We start from the raw sequence: 18487 nt of genomic DNA on the forward strand, positions 1-18487 counted from the left end.
TGTCAAACGCAATCTAATTATGGAGGTCTCGATGCGGGTCAGTCGCGTTCAGGCGGAGGAAAATCGGCAGACGGTGATCAATGTGGCGAGCCGTCTCTTTCGGGAGCACGGGTTCGACGGCATCGGCCTCAAGGACCTGATGGAGAGCGCCGGGCTCACCCAGGGGGCCTTCTACAAGCAGTTTGCATCTAAGGACGATCTCGCGGCGCAGGCCTCGAGGCGAGCGCTGGAGAGTGCTTTCGGCCGATGGGCCGCCGCAGCCGAGACCAATCCGCAAGATCCGCTCCACGCGGTGATCGCGTTTTACCTCAGTTCGGGACATCGCGAAGAGAAGATGGATGGGTGTCCGATCGTGGCGCTCGGCTCGGATGCTGCCCGGCAAGGGAGTGAGGTGAAGGCGTCGTTCGAGGCCGGAATCCGGGAGCATCTCGAATTGCTCGGCCAATGGGTTGGCGAAGCCGATGGCGAGCAGCCGCTCGGCAAGGCCATGGCCATTCTCTCGACCATGGTCGGCGCGGTCGTCCTATCCCGGGCCATCAACGACGAGCGGCTGTCGAAGCAGTTCCTCCAAGCGGCCGCGGACAGTGTTCTGACGGAGGCACATGCGAACAACGAACCGTCTCGGTCGCATCAATGACGATGTCGTCGGCCGGAACGCTCACGCACGGCAACAGAGGACACCTTTTCAAATGATCCACTCGAATTTGCAGCGTTGTTTTCACGAACCACTTGGCGCCGATGGCTGGAGAACCTTCGGCAGTTTGAGCAAGCCATGGAGATCACTGAACTCGACTTCGTTGAGAGGCGGGTCAGGACTCTCGAAGCGCAAGTGGCTGAACTTCGTGCGCAGGTCAGGAAGCCCTGATGTCCTCGCTGCCGACCACGCCCTCGGTTGCCGAGCGCCCGCTGACGAGAGGTACCATTTTCCTCCTCGCGGGATTGGCTGCCCTTGGCTCACTCGCAACCAACATCATCCTGCCCGCCTTCCCGCGGATCGGCGCCAGCCTCGGCGTATCGTCTCAGGAACTCGGCCTGACGCTGAGCAGCTTCTTCGTCGCCTTCGCACTCGGGCAGCTTGTGGTCGGTCCCTTCTCCGATCGCTTCGGTCGCAAATGGCTGGTGCTGGGCGGCCTCGCGGTCTTCGCCGCCGGTAGCATCTTTTGTGCTCTTGCGGAAACCTTGTCCCTCCTCGTTCTCGGCCGCGTCATTCAGGCACTCGGAGCCTGCGCGGCCTCGGTCCTGTCCCGCGCGATCGCTCGTGATCTGTTCGATGGAGAAGCGCTCGCGCGGGCTTTGGCGCTGACCATGATCGCCGGAGCGGCCGCACCTGGCTTTTCGCCGCTACTCGGTGGTGCGCTCGACGGTCTGTTCGGCTGGCGGGTCACGTTCCTGGTCGTGGCGGCGTTTGGCATGATGCTTGGACTGCACTATTCCACGAGCGTCGGCGAAACCCATCCCGCAGACCGCAGAGCAACCCTTACGGCTTCAGCCGTGGCATCCGCCTACGGTCGCCTCGCCTTCGATCCGCTCTTTCTTTTCCCCGCTCTGTCGGTGGGCCTCGTCATCGGCGGACTTTACACCTTCTTCGCTGCGGCTCCGGCTATCCTGACCATCCATGGCCGGGAAGCCATAGAAGCCCTGCCGCACGCCTGTCGCCCAGATGAAGACGGGCGCGTCGTCCCAGGCGGGGTTGCAGCCGCATCCAGGCCGTACCAGTGCAGGATTTCGCGCGTGGGGCGCAGCAGGCCCTCGAAAGTGGGACCGAGCAGCTTGCCGGCCCAGGCTCCCGCGCTCACGACGAGGCGGCCGGCGCGGATCGTGTCGTGGTCGGTCCGCAGTTCGACATGATCCTCGTGCGGAACGATCTCCCGGACGTGAGTGTCAAGCGCTAGGGATGCGCCGGCCGCGACGGCGAGGCGCAGTTGCGCGGCAATACAATTCTCCGGCCGCAGATAGCCGCCTTCCGGCTCGACATAGACATGGTCGGCGGCATTCAGCCAGGGATCATTGCCCGGGATCCAGCGGTGATGCTCGACCATGGCGATCCGCAATCGCTTCGCCCGGGCCAGCGTGTGCGTGCCCTCAAAGCCTATGTCGAGCGCTATGGCCGTGGCGGTTGGCGCGGGCTGAAGACGCCTTCGATCCAGGTACGACGCTTCGCCTCGGCTGAGCTGACACAGTCAGTAAATGAGCTTTGGGCAGGCGGGGTAAGCTTCGAACTGAGAAGCAACAAAGTTCGTTCTCGTCCGCGCCATTTGCGGACTCTGCCTCGCCGCCCGTAACCGGACATTTCAGGGCTATCCGCATATCCTTGTCTCGGGCCGGGGCGACACGCGCACGCCGGTCGACGCCGAATGGGTAAGCCGTGGCCTGTCACGGCGCCGAACTTCCAGATGGTGCCGGGCTTGCTTCTGGGCTCGGACATGATCGCCCTGCTGCCCTCGCGCATCCTGCCCGACTTCGAAGGGCTCGTATCCTTCCTGCCACCTGTTCCAGTGCCCGGTTTTCTGCTGCATCTCGCTTGGCATCGCTGGCGCGCGAAGGATGCCGCGCTTCAGCACGTCGCCGTTCATGAGACGAGCCGGACCGTCCAGCAGGGATAAATGTCACCGGAAAGCGGCAAGCTAGTCCTCGATCGTATGCAGCGCGGCCGCAACCTCATCAGCGCCGCGCAGGTGGCACTGCGACTGTCGACTTTCAGTGGCGCCACCTTTTCGGTGGCACCTGCGATCTCCTGGCAGGAGGCGGACGGTTCGACCGTCGTTCACATCGACGATTTCGAAGGGGGCCGCTCAGACACGATGGCCAATCTTCGACGGCACTCCGACCGATATGTCACTGCTCCGTTCCGCGCATGTCAGTTGGATATCCGGCGATATGCAGTGCCGCGGAGAGCGTGCTTAGCTCTTCCGCGGTCGCGGAAGGCTGCGGCGGCCGCACTGTGTCGTGCGACAGACGTCCGAGAAGCTTCAGGCAGGCTTTGAGACGCGCGGTGGCGCGTCCGCCGGGTGCGTCGCGATAGACCGCGACAGACAGGGGGTAGAGCCGCTCATGCACGGCGCGTGCTTCCGTCCAATCCCCCGCCTCGGCTGCGTTCCAGAGCGCGACCACGAGCTCGGGCACCACGGCCGCCAGGCTGACCTGACTGCCGGCGCTGCCTATGATGTAGCTTGTCAGTAGATGCTCGTCGCCCGAGCCTAGCACGCTGAAATCAGGCCGAAGCCCGCGGATCAACCGCAGATTCTCCTCATAGGCGGCCACTTCCCAGCTGCCATCCTTGATCGCGACGAAGCGCGGATCCATCACCAAGTGCCGCAGCACCGACGGAGAATAGGCCATCGCGCCTGCGCCTACCGGCGCGCCATAGAGCATGAGCGGCGCGTGCGTGGCATCGCGCACGCGCTCATGGTGCTCGATCACACAGGCATCGGCATGGCCAAGCGCCCAGCTATTGGGCGGAAAGACCAGCAGGCCGTCGGCCCCGGCCTGCTGAAGCATGGCCGCCTCGCGTGCCGCTTCGAGGCTGGCTTCGTGGTTCACTCCGGCGACGATGAGACAGTCCTCTGGGGAGTGCTCGCGTGCGATCTCGACGACGCGCCGCTTCTCTGCAAGCGACAGCACGAAATTCTCGCCAGCATGGCCGTTGACCAGCAGCCCGTTGATGCCCGGCACGGCTGCGACGCGAGAGATATGTGCCGCCAGAGCATCCTCGTCGATCGAGAAATCCGGCTTCATCGGCACGATCGTCGCCGCATGGATGCCGCGCAGGCGGTCGAGAAAGGATCGGATCATGCATGGTCTCGCAGCTGTTCACCCGTCGTAAGCAGGCGATCGATCGGAAAGAGCGGAAGTTCGGGCTCGCGTCCGAGCAGGTGGTCGGCGAGCAGGCGCGCGATGTAGGGGCCGCTCGTATAGCCGGAGTGGACGCTGCCGCAGACATAGGCGCCTTCGACGCCCGGTACCGGTCCCACGGCCGGCAGCGCATCCCGGGTCTCCGCTTCGAGCCCGGCCCAAGCGCGCGCCAGCCTCGCGCTCCTCAGCGCCGGGATGGCGTGGCAGGCAAGCCGCACATTGCCGACGAGCCGCTCGGGCAGTAGTTCGACGCCGCCGCGCTCGCGATCGCCAATGCCCTGCCAGCCGCCGCCGATCACCACCGTGCCGTGTGGATATTGCTTGAGCGAAAGCAAGCCGTTGGCGATGCCGACGACCGTGCGCATGACCGGCGCGACGCGCTCGCTGACCGCGAGCTGGTTCACCAGCGTCTTGATCGGGAGCCCCACGCCGAGCCAGGCCAGCATGGGCTCGAGCCAGACACCGCCTGCAAGCACGATGCGGCGTGCGCACACCAGCCCGGTCGGCGTTTGCAACGTGAAGCTCCCCGCGTCGCGCTCGACGCCGGAAACGGGCGTGTATTCGCGCAGTGTGACGTCCGCGTCGAGAAGCGCCCGACGATAGGCGACGCCAGTCAGATAGGCATTGGCGAAGCCATCGACGCGGCAATAGCCCGCCAACCGCACCTTATCGGAGACGCCGGGCTCGACCGCTTTGGCCTGAGCGCCCGAGATCAGCTCGATCGGTGCTCCGGCCTCGCGCCGCTTGCCGGCGCGATAGGTAAGGAGCTCCTCCTCCCGCTCGGTGAAGGCAAGGGAGAGGCCGTCGCAGACGCCGACGCCGACATCGTGCCCGAGCCAATCGGGCGCCGAGGCCCACATCGCATGGGCGCGCAGCGCATAGGGGATGAGCGCGACGCGGGTCATCTGCATCGTCAGCGTGCCGGCATTGACGCCCGAGGCCTCGCGGCAGAGCGCGCCCCGCTCCAGTAGGACGACGTCCATGCCGCCGCGCGCCGCGAACAACGCGACGGTGGCGCCATGCACCCCTCCTCCGACGACGGCGAGATCGTGGATCACAGCGGTGCGGGCTCCGGTATGGGGATGTCGGAATAATCGAAGGCGCCCATCAGGGCGTCGAACGGCACGGGCCGCAGCGGCGGCCTTCCGGTCCAGTAGCCGACCTGCTCGCGCGAGCCGACCTTGCTCGCCAGCAGTTCGGCCGCGATGTCGCCGCACATACGGCCCTGGCACGGGCCCATGCCGCAACGGGTGAAATGCTTGAGCTGGTTGACGTCCTGCGCGCCCGCCCGATGAGCCGCATCAATTTCGCCGCGCGTCACGTCCTCGCAACGGCAGACTACCGTCTCCGGCGCGATCGCCGCGACCTGTGCCGGACGAAGCGCCATGATGCCGGCCATCGCGTCCGAGAACGGGCGGGCACGCGAAATCGCGGCCAGGATCGGACCTGCGACTTGAGCAAACCGGTCGTTGGGCACGACGCCAGCATCATGAGCAGCGGTGAATCCCGTCAAACGCCCGGCCTGCTCGGCAACGATGGCGCCGCGAAGACCGGCGCCGTCGCCGCAGGCATAGAGTCCGGCGATGGAGGTCCGGCCATAGGCGTCGAGCACCGGGACGAAGCCGCCCCGTAAGCGATCGAAGCGATGTTCGGCGCGCAGGAGCTTCGTGACCTCGGCGCCCGGAACGAGACCATGGCCGACACAGAGCGCGTCGGCCTCGATGGCGAGTTCCGGCCCTGCCGCATATGCCCCGTCGCGATCGACTGGGGCGATCACGACGCGCTCCAGCGCATGTTGACCCTGCGCCGCCTTCACAGCATGGCCGAAATGGACAGGAATGCGCGCCGCGCCGATCTTCAACCCCCAGCCCGCGCCGCGCCCGAGCAGCCTTGGCTGCGTGGCCAATGATGGCAGAGCCGCGAGCCAATCGCGGCGGCCGGCGAGATCGACGATTCCCGCCACGTCACCGCCAAGCTTTAGGATACCAGCCGCGACGGCGACGAGAAGTGGTCCGCAACCGGCGACGACGACCTTCCGCCCCGGTGTCACGCCCTGCGACTTGATCAGCACGGTCGCGGCGGCCAGGCCAATGATGCCCGGCAAGGTCCAGCCCGGAAATGGCACGACGCGCTCATGTGCGCCCGTCGCAGCGATCAGGCTCGGCGCCTCGACGGTCTCGTTGCCCTGTGGACCGAGCGCATCGACGCGGAACCGTCGCCCGACCGACCAGATCCTGCGGCCGAAGCGCAAATCCACATCCGCGGCGGAGAGCTGAGTCCTCAGGGCGTCGCCGCTACGTATCTCCGGCGAGACGGGCAGTCCCTCGAGGCCGGGCAGCGGCTGGCGCCAAACCTGCCCGCCGGCGCTGTCCTGCTCATCCAGCAGGATCACCTTCAGCCCGGCCCTCCGCGCCGCCATCGCGGCGTTGGCGCCGGCCGGACCGGCTCCAAGCACGATCAGGTCATGCGTCACGGGACACCCCTCAGTTCGACCGCCATGCCGGCGCGAACCGGCGTCAGGCAGGCTTGCCGCAGGGCCCCATCGACGTGGAGCACGCATTCCTGGCAGACGCCCATATGGCAGAAGGCGCCTCTCGGCGCGCCGGCATTGGGGCTCGCCCGCAGCCGCATGCGCCCAGCCAGCGCAAGCGCCGTCGCCAACGGGTCACCAGCGCGAGCGTCCACGACCTCGCCATCGACCATGATCGCGACGAGCGGTCGCCCATCCTGCACAAGACGCTTCATCACCGCGCGAACCCATCCTCGCCTGCCTGCGGATCGAGCAGGACGTGACGCCATTTGGCACTTTACAGATCGCATGAATGTATACAAACTGTCTACCGTTCATGCAATGGCGGCGGCGCTGAATCCTGCCATCGCGCAACGGCTCTTCGGGAGAATGCAAGCATGTTGAAGAAGTTGCTCGCCGCCGGCGCTGTCGCCATCGGCTTGACGGGCCTGGCTGCCCCGGCTTCCGTCGAGGCGCGGACGCTGGACGAGATCATCAAATCGGGCACGATCCGCGTCGGCGTGAACCCGACCTTGCCACCGCTCGGCAAGTTCGACGACAAGAACGAGATCGTCGGCTTCGATGTCGATTTCGCCACTGAGATCGCCAAGATACTCGGCGTGAAGCTTGAAGTGGTTCAGACCGGCTCGCCGGACCGCATCCCCTTCGTGGTGTCCGGCAAGATCGACTTCGTGATGGGCGCGATGACGCGCAATCCCGAGCGCGCCAAGGTGATCGACTTCACCGTCCCGGTCCACACCGAAGTGCTCGGAGTGCTGACCACGAAGGACAAGCCCTTCACCGACTGGAAGCAGTTCAACGATCCGGGCGTCACCTTCGTGCAGGTGCGCGGCTCGACGCCGGTCAAGTTCATCGAGGACAACCTCAAGAACGCCAAGGTCACCCTGCTCGACAACTATCCCGACGCCGTACGCGCGCTCGCGCAGGGCCGAGGCACGGCGATGATCGATGTGATTGATTTCATGGGCGAGCACATGGCCAAGCACAAGGTCGAGTGGAAGGTCGTAGAGACGCCAATCGACATCTATTATTGCGGCCTCGGCGTCTCCAAGGCTTCGACCGGCCTGAAGGATTGGCTCAACGTGGCGATCTTCGAACTGCACCGCCGCGGCAAGACCGACGAGATCTGGAAGAAGTGGTTCGGCATGGACATGCTGAAGCCCGTGGGCGTTACGCCCTACTTCTGATCGCCTTCGGAAAAGCCCATCGTCCGGCCGGTATCGCCGGCCGGACGCAGCCATTCGGGTCGCCATGAGCTACACGCTGCAATATGGCCAGATCTGGCCGTTCCTTCCGCGCCTTTTCGACGGGGCGTGGATCGCGTTGCAGATCGCGGTCCTTTCCTTCTGCGGCGGCCTCGCGATCGGGACGGCCTGCGCGGCGGTGAAGTCCTTCGGGCCGCGCTGGCTCACCCGGATCGTCAACGTCTATGTCGTGTTCTTCACCAACACGCCGCAGCTCGTGCAGATTTATTTCCTCTATTTCGCGCTGCCCGACATGGGCGTGTTGCTCTCCTCCTTCGCGGCCGTGCTCATCGGCATGACGCTGAACGCCGGCGCCTATCTCACCGAGATCCAGCGAGCGGGCTTCGAGAGCCGGCGCGTCTCCGAGATGGAGGCGGCCGAGGTGCTCGGTTTCTCGCGGCTGCAGCAGATTCGCTACGTGATCCTGCCGCATATGGCGCGCGTGCTGTTCCCGCCGCTGTCGAACCATTTCATCATCATGACATTGGGCACGTCCATGGCCGCCGTCTTCGGCGTCGAGGAATTGACCGGCCAGGCCTTCAACATCAATTCGCAGACCTTCCGATCGATCGAGATCTTTTCGGTCACTGCGCTGTTCTATGTCGCGCTGACTCTTACGGCTTCCGTGCTGCTCGCGGCCATCGGCCGCTATGCCTTCCGCGCTCGCACGGGGCTGATCTGATGCTGTCGCAGATCATCGAGGAGTGGCCGCGCTTCGCGACCTATTACAACCTCGTCTTCATCGCCAAGGCGGCCCTGACGACGCTCGCGCTCTCGGCGCTCGGTTGCGTCGTCGGCTCCCTGCTGGGCCTTGCCCTGGCCATGACGCGCCTAACTCATAGCCCGGCTCTGCTGCCGTTGCGTCTGCTTGCCATCGGCTTCACGGAGTTGTTCCGCCGCGTTCCCTTCCTGGTTACGCTGATGCTGTGCTTCTTCGCCTTCCAAGCGACGGGCGAAGATGTGCCGCTCTTCGTCGTCGCGGCCGTGACCGTGACGCTCATCGCAGGCGCCTTCTTGGGCGAGATCATTCGCGGCGGCCTGAATGCGGTCCATCGGAACCAATGGGAAGCTGCGGCGACGATGAATTTCAGCCTGTTCGAAACCATCCGCTACGTCGCGCTGCCGCAGGCCTGGCGCATCATCCTGCCGCCGGCCTTCGGCTTCTTCGTGATGTTCATCAAGGACACGGCGCTGGCTTCGCAGATCGGCGTGGTGGAGCTCACCTTCGTCGGCAAGGTCCTCAACAACAAGGGCTTTTCGGCCGCGCTCAGCTTCGGCGCGATCCTCATCGTCTATTTCGCCATTTCCTATCCGCTGGCACGGTTCGGTGCCAGGCTGGAGGCCAGACTTGCATCATCTCGACATCGCGGGGCTTGACGCCCACTACGGCAAATTGCCCGTACTCTCCGGCATCGATCTCACGGTCGGCCGGGGCGACATCATCGGGCTGATCGGGCCGTCAGGCTCCGGCAAGAGCACGATCCTGCGCGTGCTCATGGGGCTGCTGCCGCCATCGGGCGGCGCGGTCAAACTCGACGACAAGTCCGTGAACTACGCCGATCAGGCAGCGCTGCGCCGCCTGCGAGACCGCATCGCCATCGTGTTCCAGCAATACAACCTCTTCCAGAACATGACGGTTCTGGAAAACGTCACCATCGCGCCAGTGAAGATCAAGAAGCGGCCACGCGCCGAGGCCGAGGCGGAAGCCAAGGCCTTGCTGGCCAAGGTCGGCCTGGGCGACAAGCTCTCGCGCTATCCCGACGAATTGTCGGGCGGCCAGCAGCAGCGCGTCGCCATCGCCCGCGCGCTGGCGCTGAAGCCGGAGATCCTACTGCTCGACGAGGTGACGGCTGCGCTCGATCCGGAACTGGTCTCGGAAGTCCTGGACACGATCCGGGTGCTGGCGCGGGAGGGCATGACCATGCTGATCGTCTCTCATGAAATGGCCTTCATCCGCGAAGTCGCCTCGAAGGTCGTATTCATGGCTGGTGGCCGTGTCGTCGAAACCGGTGCGCCCAAGCAGATCTTCGACGCCCCGCAACAGCAGCGCACGCGCGATTTCGTGTCGAAGATCTTGCGCCACTGAGCGACGGACACACGGATGCCCGCAGTTCGCGGCAAGCACGAGGCTCAGCGAACCGTATCGAGCGCCGACTTGCCGAGGCTGCGGACATGGTTCTGCGCGGCCCGGCGCGCGGCCTTGGGATCTTCCCGCTCCAGAGCCTCGACAATCGCGAGATGCTCGACCAAATCCGGCTCCAGTCGATCGGCCAGGCGCGCGATCTCGAACAGGCGCGTCGTAACCCTGAGCTTGCGGATCACATCGGCAAGCACCTCGTTGCCGCAATGACGGGCGAAAAGCTCGTGCAGATTGTCGTCGGACGCCCAATGCGCGTCGGTATGATAAGGCACAGCCGTGCGCAGCTGATTGATCTCGGCCCGCACCTTGACCATTTCACTCGCCGGGATGCGCCCCGCCGCCAGCGATGCTGCTTCAGGCTCCAGAATCTCGCGGCATTTCAAGCTCTGCAGATATTCCCCCAGGTCGACATTGCGTACCAGATAGGAACGCCCAGTTCCCTTGATGACAAGCCCTTCGCCTTCCAGACGCTGCAAGGCCTCGCGCAGGGGTGTGCGCGAGATACCGAGGCTCTCGGCCAGGCGCGCCTCGACGATCATCTCCCCGCCGCGCAAGCGGCGGCGGCGGATCATCTCCGAGATCGCGTTGTAGGCAAGGTTCGAGAGGTTGAAGGCGCCGGAACGCACGACTTCCGCTTCTCCGGTCTCCACTGGATCGGCGTCGCTCATGACGGCGTCCGCATCGTCGCGCTGCGCGCCGCAAAGGGTGAGCGCGCCCGTGACAGGTGGATGCCGTGTCCCTTGCGGCCAACGAGGCGGCCATCCTCGACTACGACGCTGCCGCGCACCATGGTGACAACGGGCCACCCGGTGATCTCGCGCCCTTCATAGGGCGTGTAGTCGGCGCCGTCGCGGATCAGGTCGTGGGTCAGGGTCACGCGCTTGTTAGGATCCCAGATCGCGATGTCGGCGTCGGCACCGACGGCAATCACGCCTTTGCGGGGATAGAGACCATAGGTCTTGGCCGGGTTCGCCGCGGTAACCGCGACGAAGGTCTCCAGATCGATGCGCCCCTTCGAGACGCCTTCCGAGAACAGGATGGGCAAGCGGGCCCCCACGCCCGGAATACCGTTCGGCACCCAGCGGAAACTCGTTTTGCCCTTGGGGGTGAGCTTGCCCTGCGGGTCGTCATAGCGGAACGGGCAATGATCGGAGGAGAACACCGTGAAGGTCCCGTTGCGCAAACCCTCCCAGCACGCCTCCTGGCTCGCGGTGTCGCGCGGGGGCGGCGAGCAGACATATTTCGTGCCTTCCATGCCGAGCCCGTCGAGATCCTTCTCGGTCAGCACGAGATATTGCGTGCAGGTCTCGCCCAAGATGGTCAGGCCCTTGTCCTTTGCCCAGCGGATCTGTTCCATCGCCTCGCGGTTCGAGACATGGACGATCATCACCGGCACATCGACGAGTTCGGCCAGGGAGATCGCGCGGTGCGTCGCCTCGCGCTCGACCGGGATGGGGCGCGAGGTCGCGTGGTATTTCGGTGCGATCTTGCCGCCGCGCTCAAGCTGCTCGGTCATGAAGCGGATGGCGTCGTAATTCTCGGCGTGGACCATGACGAGGGCGCCGGTCTCGCGTGCGATCGACATCACGTCGAGAATCTGACGATCGTTCAGCGCAAGCCCCTCATAGGTCATGAAGATCTTGAACGAGGTGTAGCCATCCTCGACCAGCGCCGGCAGTTCCTGACCGAGAAGCTGCTCGCTCGGATCGGAGATGATCATGTGGAAGCTGACATCGACATGGCATTCGCCATCAGCCTTGGCATGATAGGCCTTGAGTGTCTCGCGCATCGAGGCGCCCTTTTCCTGCAGGGCGAACGGCATGATGGTCGTGGTGCCGCCCAGCGCCGCGGAACGCGTGCCACTCTCGAAATCATCGGCCATCACGATGCCTTCGCCGGAAGACTGCGCGATATGGACATGCGCATCAATTCCGCCCGGCAGCACGAGCTTGCCGGCCGCGTCGATCACCTGCCGAGCCTCGCCGAGGCCCTCGCCCAGCGTGACGATCCGTCCGTCGCGAATGCCGACATCGCAGATGATGCGGTCCGCAGCTGTAATCACCATTCCGCCGCGGATGATGGTATCGTAGCCTGACATCTCTGTTCCGTTCCGATCTGCCGAAGACACAACGGTATACAATTTGCACGCAATCGGTCAAACGGCCCGCAATGTTGCCTCCTGATTGGAGTGCGCCTTTGAGATCGTTCAGGAAGATGAGAGGGAGTGGCCTGCCCCATTAGGTGGCCCGGTTCGAATCTAATGCATGGTGGGCTTTGGTCCTGACCCTGTTTGTGGCCCAGGAGCTATGCAAGCGGTTCGAGGAGATGAGCATCGCTCTGATCGGGAACTGCCCTCTCAAATTCTCCGCCACGATCAAGGCGGAGCTTCCCAAATGGGCCGGTCTCACCCGAGCCGCCGGCATCAAGATCGACCCGCCCTGAGCGGCGGAACGCTATATCCGTCGCTCCCTTTCCAGCAGTAATGTCCAAAAACCGATTGGCCTAACCAAGATTGGGGGCATCGCGCCGACCTAAGACTCCGACACCGAGGCGGCGGAACGTGTCGTCGCCATCCCGGTTGCCGATGTTGATCGCGCGAAGAGCTTCTACAGCGGCCTGGGCTGGCGGTTGGACGCCGACTTCCCGGTGAGTGACGGCTTCCGGGTCGTACAGTTCACGCCTCCGAGCTCACCGGCTTCGATCCATTTCGGCACCGGGATCACCGCGGCCCCGCGCCGGGCTCGGCGAGCGGGCTCTACCTTGCTGTCTCCGACATCGAGGCGGCGCGGACACAACTCGTCAGGGGCGGCGCCAAGGTGAGCGAGGTGCTTCACCGGGCTGGCCCGGGGCAGCCGGCGATCAACGGCCGCGATCCAGAGGGGCGCAGCTACCTCTCCTATGCCACCTTCAGCGACCCGGACGGCAACAGCTGGCTCCTGCAGGAGATCACCCAGCGGTTTCCGGGGCGTGTGGACGGCGGCGATACCACTCGCATGGAAAGCCGATGACATACGATCAAAACGCCGCGACCAACGCTATTCCCTGTCCAATATAACGCCCAGAATAAATTCGCGATGCGATCTAGCAGGGCCGCTTCGCGCAACGAGGTGGCGATCATGATCACGAGACGGTTTCTTCTGGCAGCGACAGCCGCCGGCGCGGTCGGTGCCAGCCTAGCTTGGCGCCCGCGCGGGGCCCACGCGGCAGGAGAGTTTTCCGTCAGGCACAGCGACGAGGAATGGCGCAAGCTTCTGACACCGGAGCAATTTGCAGTACTGCGCCAAAGCGCGACGGAACGCCCCTATACGAGCCCACTCAACAAGGAGAAGCGCCGGGGTACCTTCGCCTGCGCCGGCTGCGACCAGGAGCTGTTCTCCTCCACGACCAAGTTCGAGAGCGGTACCGGCTGGCCGAGCTTCTGGGCGCCGATCGCAGATACCGCCGTCGGCACCGAGCGCGACACGTCACTGGGAATGGTCCGGCTCGCGGTGCATTGCAGCCGCTGTGGCGGTCATCTCGGCCATGTCTTCGATGACGGCCCCAGACCTACGGGGTTGCGCTACTGCATGAACGGGGTCGCCATGGCCTTCAAGCCTCTGGCGACCTGAGCGAAGACGCCACGCCGATGACCCTGCTTCTGCTCGCCTATCTTGGCGGCGTGCTGACCATCGTCAGCCCCTGCATCCTGCCGGTGCTGCCCTTCGTCTTCGCGCGGGCCGGCCAGTCCTTCCTGCGCAGCACGCTGCCGATGCTGCTCGGCATGGCGCTAGCCTTCGCTGGCGTCGCGACGCTGGCGGCAGTCGGCGGCGGCTGGGCCGTCGAGGCCAATCAGTACGGCCGATTGGCCGCCATGGCGCTGCTGGCGCTGTTCGGCATCGCGCTGCTGTTCCCGGGGCTGGCCGACAGCTTCGCGCGCCCGCTCGTGGCACTGGGCGGACGGCTGTCGGAGGAGGCAGAGCAAGGCGGCAGCGGCTCCGGCGCTATCCTGCCCTCGCTGCTGCTGGGCCTCGCCACCGGCCTGCTCTGGGCGCCCTGCGCCGGGCCAATCCTCGGCCTCATCCTGACGGGTGCCGCCCTGCAGGGCGCCAATGCAGGCACTTCGCTGCTGCTCCTCGCCTACGCAGCCGGTGCCGCGACCTCGCTCGCGCTGGCGCTTCTGGCCGGCGGCAGGGTTTTCGCGCTGATGAAGCGCTCGCTCGGCGCCGGCGAATGGCTGCGCCGCGGCGCAGGTGTCGCGGTTCTCGCCGCGGTGGTGGCGATCGCGCTGGGGCTCGACACCGGTTTCCTGACGCAGGTTTCGCTGGCGAGCACGAATTCGCTCGAACAGCGGTTGCTGAGCCGTTTCGACACCGCTGCCGCACCGCAGCCCTCCACGCCCGCCATGACGGCCGGCAACGGCCCGGCCATGATGACCGGCGGCCCGGCAATGATGAGTGGCAACACTGCCATGACGGGCGGCAACGCGCCCGCGATGATGAGTGCCAATCCGGCGATGATGGCGGCCAAACCTTCGGGTGCGGCGACCGACCTGCCGGTCGAAGGCGCCCTGCCGTCGCTTGCAGGCGCGGTCGAATGGCTGAATTCGCCGCCGCTCACAGCCGGCGGGCTCAAAGGCAAGGTCGTGCTGGTCGATTTCTGGACCTATTCCTGCATCAACTGCCTGCGCGCCATCCCCTATGTCCGTGCCTGGGCGGAGAAGTACAAAGATCAGGGCCTGGTCGTGATCGGTGTTCACGCGCCCGAGTTCGCCTTCGAAAAGCGGATCGGCAATGTGAAACAGGCGGCCGCCGATCTGAAGATCGCCTATCCCGTCGCGATCGACAACGATTATACGATCTGGCGCGCCTTCAAGAACCAGTACTGGCCGGCGCATTACTTCATCGATGCCGAGGGCCGCATCCGCCACCATCACTTCGGAGAAGGCGGATACGAGGAGTCGGAGAAGGTCATCCAGCAGCTTCTGGCCGAAGCCGGGCGGGCCGATGTCGCAACCGGCTCCGTTTCGGTCAGCGCATCCGGGGCGGAGATGGCCTCCAACGAGGCCGATGTCCACTCGCCCGAGACCTATCTCGGCTACGAGCGCGCCGAGAACTTCGTCTCTCCGGGCGGCGCCGTCGAGGATGCCGCTAGCCGCTACGAACCCGGCATGCCGCGCCTCAACGAGTGGGGCCTCTCCGGCCAATGGACGATCGGCAAGGAACATGCGGCGCTCGATGCGCCGGATGGCGGCATCACCTATCGCTTCCATGCGCGCGATCTACATCTCGTGCTCGGCCCCGGTGCCGATGGCAGGCCGGTGCGTTTCCGTGTCGCCATCGATGGTGCGCCGCCCGGCGCCGATCGCGGCATCGACGTCGACGCCGAGGGCAACGGCACCATCACGGGCCAGCGCCTCTACCAGCTCATCCGACAAAGCGGCCCGATCAAGGACCGCACTTTCGAGATTACCTTCCTCGATGCCGGCGCCCAGGCCTATGCCTTCACCTTCGGCTGATCACGGAGATCCCGCCATGCCCGTCAAAGCTCCTTCCTCCATGCACCGGGTCAGCCGCCGTGCCCTGATCGGCGTCGCCGCTGCCGCGCTCGGCGCCGTCGCCCTGAAACTCTCGCCGCTGGCTGCGGCCGAGGAGGCCCGCGCCATTCCAGCGCCCGTGATGGACGAGCCGGCGGCGCCCGGCGAGACGCAGAAGGTCGCGGTCCTCGCCGGCGGCTGCTTCTGGGGCGTCCAGGGCGTCTTCCAGCATGTGGAAGGCGTCAGCAGCGCCGTCTCGGGCTATGCCGGCGGCGAACGGGCCACAGCCGAATACGAAAAGGTCGGCACCGGCCGCACCGGCCATGCCGAGGCTGTCAGGATCGTCTACGATCCGCGCAAGGTCAGCTACGCGAAGCTGCTGCAGATCTATTTCTCCGTCGTCCACGATCCGACGCAACTCAACCGGCAAGGCCCGGATACCGGCACGCAGTATCGTTCGGCGATCTTCCCGGCCGATGCCGAGCAGGCGCGCATCGCCAAGGCCTACATCGCCCAGCTCAACCAGGCCCGCGCCTTCGACGCAGCGATCGTGACGAAGATCGAGCCGGAGCGTACCTTCTACCCGGCCGAGGCCTATCATCAGGATTTCCTGACGCGGCACCCCTCGCATCCCTACATCGTCATCCACGACCTTCCCAAGGTCGAGAGCCTGAAACGCTTCTTTCCGGAGATCTACAGGGCGAAGCCGGTGCTCGTTTCGCAGATGGCGAACTGAGAGGCCAACTCGGCCTGTTGAGGCTGCCGTCTCGCCAGGTATGCCTCTGTTAAGCTGTGCCCGCCAGGGCTTCGCGCCCGATATGTTGCAGCTCGCGCGAGACGGATGTCTGCTTTTAGGCAGAAGTCCAATGACCGGAATTGGCGCGAGACCGACAGCGGTCTACCGGCACTGACTTATCTGGAACGAAGGCTTGTCCGAGGCAGCAACCACTCCCGTTCTATTGCGTCGGATTTTCAACTCCACTCGCACGCCGCTCCATTCGTAGAATTGCTTCGGGCAAGTTGCGCGTGCCGTTATGAAATGCGCTTCGGCCTTTGAGCAATCGTCCCGCAGGAGATCTCGCTCGGCTGGTATAGAAGTTCGCTTCACAGACTTGCTCCCAGCCCGGACTCAGCTGCATTGACTTTGTCCACAGCGTCTCGACGGCGACGGACCGCACGTCATCGCTTCGCTCTAGTTGAAGCCCCAGCCAGCACCGCCTCCGACAAGACTCCGCCTCAACTTCCGGCGCCCACACAGGCCAGCAGGGCGAATCCAACCACCAGACCAAACTCGCCGCTGGGTAAAACTTGGGCGCGTCGTCACTACATTCTTGTAGAGCCGCATAGAGGCGTCAGTGGATGGCGCTGCGGATGATCTCGGGCCGGAGCCGCCCATGGATAGGCAAGACAAGGACTTCGTGCGCGCTGGCAGTCTTCAGGAATTGAAGGCCAAGGGACGGCTCGTCGTGCACGGCCCCCATCGCCCGATCCTTGTCGTTCACGACGGCGGGCGCGTCTTCGCACTCGACAATCGCTGCCCCCATATGGGCTTTCCGCTCGATCGCGGCAGCGTCGAGGACGGCATCCTGACCTGCCATTGGCACCACGCCCGTTTCGATCTGGCGAGCGGCTGCACCTTCGATCTGTGGGCGGACGATGTGCCGACCTGTCCCGTCGAGGTGCGCGCGGACGGAGAGATCTGGGTGAGCCCGTGTTTTGGCTATGCCGATCCCGCTGGACACTGGCGCAGCCGCCTCGAGGATGGTCTCGCCCACAATCTCAGCCTCGTCGTCGCCAAGGCCGTGCAGGGGGAACTGGCGGCGGGCGTGCCGCTGCACGACATCCTGCGGCAGGTTGCGCTGTTCGGCGCCGCCAACCGCGACGGCTGGGGCATAGGTCTGACGATCCTCACGGCCGTCGGCAACATCTTGCCGGTATTGGGCGAGGACGACGTCGACCTCGCCCTGTTCCACGGGGCCCGCCGCGTCGCCGCGGACTGCGACGGGCAAGCGCCGCGCCGGGAGCGCGCTCCGCTCGCAAGCCGGCCCGCTCGCGCCACTCTCAGGCGCTGGCTCCGGCGCTGGACGGAAGTGCGCCACCGCGAGGCAGCCGAGCGCACCGTGCTCACCGCCATCGCAGCAGGCGCGGCGCCGAACGCGCTCGCGGAGCTGTTGGTCGCGGCCGCCACGGATCGCGCCTACGCCGACGGCGGGCATTCGCTCGATTTCATCAACAAGGCGCTGGAATGCCTGGACCTGATCGGCTGGGAGCACGCAGCTGCCGTCTTGCCGACGGTGGTCGGTCAGATGGTGGCGGCGCGTGGCGCCGAAGAGGCGACCGCGTGGCGCCAGCCGGCCGATCTCGTCGCATTATGCGCTAAGACCGCCTCCGAGTTGCCGCACCTGTTCGACGCCGCCGGCAGCGCTGGCCGCTGGGCGGATCACACGGCCCTGGCTGAAAGCCTGCTGGGTGACCAGGCGGACGCAATCATGGCTGCGATCAAGACGGCGGTCCGTGCAGGAGCATCTCCCGTCGATCTCGGCCGGTCGTTGGCCTATGCGGCGGCGCTACGCGTGGCGCGTTTCGGCAGCGCCAATGAGCACGCCGACTGGGAGACCGCCCACCATGTCTTCAGCTATGCCAACGCCATTCACCAGGCGCTCAAGCGGATCGACGCCGGGGCCGCGGACCATCGCGGCCCCGGCGACGGCGTGCGGGGCATCCTGCATGGGGCCATGGCGCTTTATCTTGCGCGCTATCTCAACGTGCCGCCTGCGCGCATGCCCGGCGAGGACAGCGACAGGCTGGATGACCTGCCCGCCGATGCCGCCGAGATCAGCGCTGCCCTGCTCGATGCGTTCGACCGGCAGCGGCAGGTCGATACGGTCGGGCGCTTGATTGCGCGCCATCTGACGCGCGGTCACCCGCCCCGCGCACTGATCGCGACCCTGGCGCACGCCCTGTTACGCGAGGATGCGGGCTTCCACGCCTATCAAATGCTCGAGGCGGGCGTTCGGCAGTTCGCCGAGTGGGGCGATACCGATGAGGGCCGGCGCATTCTGATCGCGGTCGGGCGCTACCTCGCCGCCCATTCGCCGACCGAACGCGCCGCCCTGCAGACAGCCGACATCGCGCGCCGGCTCCTGCGCGGCGGCCAGCTTCATCAGGATGCCGAGACGTGATGAAGGGCGGCGGCCTGTTGCGCCCCA

18 protein-coding genes and 3 pseudogenes are annotated in these 18487 nt (G+C 65.5%); 14 read left to right on the plus strand and 7 right to left on the minus strand.

The window, feature by feature from the left end:
- Positions 1–31 precede the first annotated feature (31 nt).
- On the plus strand, positions 32–637 hold the full coding sequence (locus tag FQV39_RS05010) for a TetR/AcrR family transcriptional regulator (protein ID WP_149133666.1): 606 nt from the start codon (positions 32–34) through the stop codon (positions 635–637).
- A 227-nt stretch (positions 638–864) separates the two neighbouring features.
- Positions 865–1848 (plus strand): MFS transporter, encoded by a 984-nt coding sequence (locus tag FQV39_RS05015; protein ID WP_248313253.1) that lies wholly within the window; start codon positions 865–867, stop codon positions 1846–1848.
- On the opposite strand, the pseudogene FQV39_RS34335 reads toward FQV39_RS05015, so the two are convergent.
- Positions 1788–2039, minus strand: a pseudogene (locus FQV39_RS34335) (hypothetical protein); the annotation flags it as partial. The gene FQV39_RS05015 and the pseudogene FQV39_RS34335 overlap by 61 nt on opposite strands.
- Between FQV39_RS34335 and FQV39_RS33595 the strand changes: the two are divergent.
- The 3 genes and pseudogenes from FQV39_RS33595 to FQV39_RS34340 all read left to right on the plus strand — a co-directional run.
- Positions 1923–2282 carry a hypothetical protein gene (locus FQV39_RS33595; protein WP_248313254.1) on the plus strand — a complete coding sequence of 120 codons (360 nt, stop codon included), beginning with the start codon at positions 1923–1925 and terminating at the stop codon, positions 2280–2282. The pseudogene FQV39_RS34335 and the gene FQV39_RS33595 sit on opposite strands and share 117 nt — an antisense overlap.
- A 72-nt stretch (positions 2283–2354) precedes the next feature.
- Positions 2355–2603, plus strand: a complete 249-nt coding sequence (locus FQV39_RS05025; protein ID WP_248313255.1) for a type 2 periplasmic-binding domain-containing protein — start codon at positions 2355–2357, stop codon at positions 2601–2603.
- A 36-nt stretch (positions 2604–2639) separates the two neighbouring features.
- Positions 2640–2777 (plus strand): annotated as a pseudogene (locus tag FQV39_RS34340) (hypothetical protein); the annotation flags it as partial.
- Positions 2778–2835: 58 nt separating this feature from the next.
- On the opposite strand, the gene FQV39_RS05035 reads toward FQV39_RS34340, so the two are convergent.
- Genes FQV39_RS05035 through FQV39_RS05050 form a run of 4 tightly spaced genes read right to left on the minus strand, consistent with a single transcriptional unit; the run spans position 2836 to position 6597 of the window.
- Complete coding sequence (locus FQV39_RS05035; protein ID WP_149129298.1) at positions 2836–3792, minus strand: dihydrodipicolinate synthase family protein; 957 nt, start codon at positions 3790–3792, stop codon at positions 2836–2838.
- Positions 3789–4910 (minus strand): NAD(P)/FAD-dependent oxidoreductase, encoded by a 1122-nt coding sequence (locus FQV39_RS05040; RefSeq protein WP_149129299.1) that lies wholly within the window; start codon positions 4908–4910, stop codon positions 3789–3791. The genes FQV39_RS05035 and FQV39_RS05040 overlap by 4 nt, the downstream gene beginning before the upstream one ends.
- On the minus strand, positions 4907–6325 hold the full coding sequence (locus FQV39_RS05045) for an FAD/NAD(P)-dependent oxidoreductase (protein WP_248313256.1): 1419 nt from the start codon (positions 6323–6325) through the stop codon (positions 4907–4909). Before FQV39_RS05045 ends, FQV39_RS05040 begins: the two co-directional genes overlap by 4 nt.
- Positions 6322–6597 (minus strand): (2Fe-2S)-binding protein, encoded by a 276-nt coding sequence (locus FQV39_RS05050; RefSeq protein WP_149133667.1) that lies wholly within the window; start codon positions 6595–6597, stop codon positions 6322–6324. The genes FQV39_RS05045 and FQV39_RS05050 overlap by 4 nt, the downstream gene beginning before the upstream one ends.
- Positions 6598–6759: 162 nt before the next feature.
- Between FQV39_RS05050 and FQV39_RS05055 the strand changes: the two genes are divergently transcribed.
- From FQV39_RS05055 to FQV39_RS05070, 4 genes are all read left to right on the plus strand, one after another.
- Positions 6760–7569, plus strand: a complete 810-nt coding sequence (locus FQV39_RS05055) for a transporter substrate-binding domain-containing protein (RefSeq protein ID WP_149129301.1) — start codon at positions 6760–6762, stop codon at positions 7567–7569.
- Between the two features lie 64 nt (positions 7570–7633).
- The gene (locus tag FQV39_RS05060; RefSeq protein ID WP_149129302.1) at positions 7634–8308 is read left to right on the plus strand and encodes an amino acid ABC transporter permease; all 675 of its coding nucleotides are present in this window, start codon (positions 7634–7636) and stop codon (positions 8306–8308) included.
- Positions 8308–9003, plus strand: coding sequence for an amino acid ABC transporter permease (locus tag FQV39_RS05065; RefSeq protein ID WP_149129303.1), 696 nt, complete (start codon positions 8308–8310; stop codon positions 9001–9003). The genes FQV39_RS05060 and FQV39_RS05065 overlap by 1 nt, the downstream gene beginning before the upstream one ends.
- Entirely contained in the window at positions 8975–9712 is a 738-nt protein-coding gene (locus tag FQV39_RS05070) for an amino acid ABC transporter ATP-binding protein (protein WP_149129304.1), read from the plus strand. Before FQV39_RS05065 ends, FQV39_RS05070 begins: the two co-directional genes overlap by 29 nt.
- A gap of 44 nt (positions 9713–9756) precedes the next feature.
- On the opposite strand, the gene FQV39_RS05075 is transcribed toward FQV39_RS05070, so the two are convergent.
- Both FQV39_RS05075 and hydA read right to left on the minus strand, forming a co-directional pair.
- The gene (locus FQV39_RS05075) at positions 9757–10434 is read right to left on the minus strand and encodes a GntR family transcriptional regulator (protein ID WP_149129305.1); all 678 of its coding nucleotides are present in this window, start codon (positions 10432–10434) and stop codon (positions 9757–9759) included.
- Entirely contained in the window at positions 10431–11864 is a 1434-nt protein-coding gene (hydA, locus tag FQV39_RS05080) for a dihydropyrimidinase (protein WP_149129306.1), read from the minus strand. Before hydA ends, FQV39_RS05075 begins: the two co-directional genes overlap by 4 nt.
- Positions 11865–12337: 473 nt before the next feature.
- On the opposite strand from hydA, the pseudogene FQV39_RS05085 reads away from it, so the two are divergent.
- The 5 genes and pseudogenes from FQV39_RS05085 to FQV39_RS05105 all read left to right on the plus strand — a co-directional run.
- Positions 12338–12756 (plus strand): annotated as a pseudogene (locus tag FQV39_RS05085) (VOC family protein); the annotation flags it as partial.
- 126 nt (positions 12757–12882) lie between these two features.
- Positions 12883–13374 (plus strand): peptide-methionine (R)-S-oxide reductase MsrB, encoded by a 492-nt coding sequence (gene msrB / locus FQV39_RS05090; protein WP_149129307.1) that lies wholly within the window; start codon positions 12883–12885, stop codon positions 13372–13374.
- A gap of 17 nt (positions 13375–13391) precedes the next feature.
- Positions 13392–15260, plus strand: a complete 1869-nt coding sequence (locus FQV39_RS05095) for a cytochrome c biogenesis protein DipZ (protein ID WP_149129308.1) — start codon at positions 13392–13394, stop codon at positions 15258–15260.
- Positions 15261–15276: 16 nt separating this feature from the next.
- Complete coding sequence (msrA, locus tag FQV39_RS05100; protein ID WP_149129309.1) at positions 15277–16014, plus strand: peptide-methionine (S)-S-oxide reductase MsrA; 738 nt, start codon at positions 15277–15279, stop codon at positions 16012–16014.
- 658 nt (positions 16015–16672) lie between these two features.
- On the plus strand, positions 16673–18460 hold the full coding sequence (locus FQV39_RS05105; RefSeq protein ID WP_149129310.1) for a Rieske (2Fe-2S) protein: 1788 nt from the start codon (positions 16673–16675) through the stop codon (positions 18458–18460).
- The last annotated feature ends 27 nt before the right edge of the window (positions 18461–18487 follow it).

Source organism: Bosea sp. F3-2, from assembly GCF_008253865.1.
Lineage (GTDB): Bacteria > Pseudomonadota > Alphaproteobacteria > Rhizobiales > Beijerinckiaceae > Allobosea.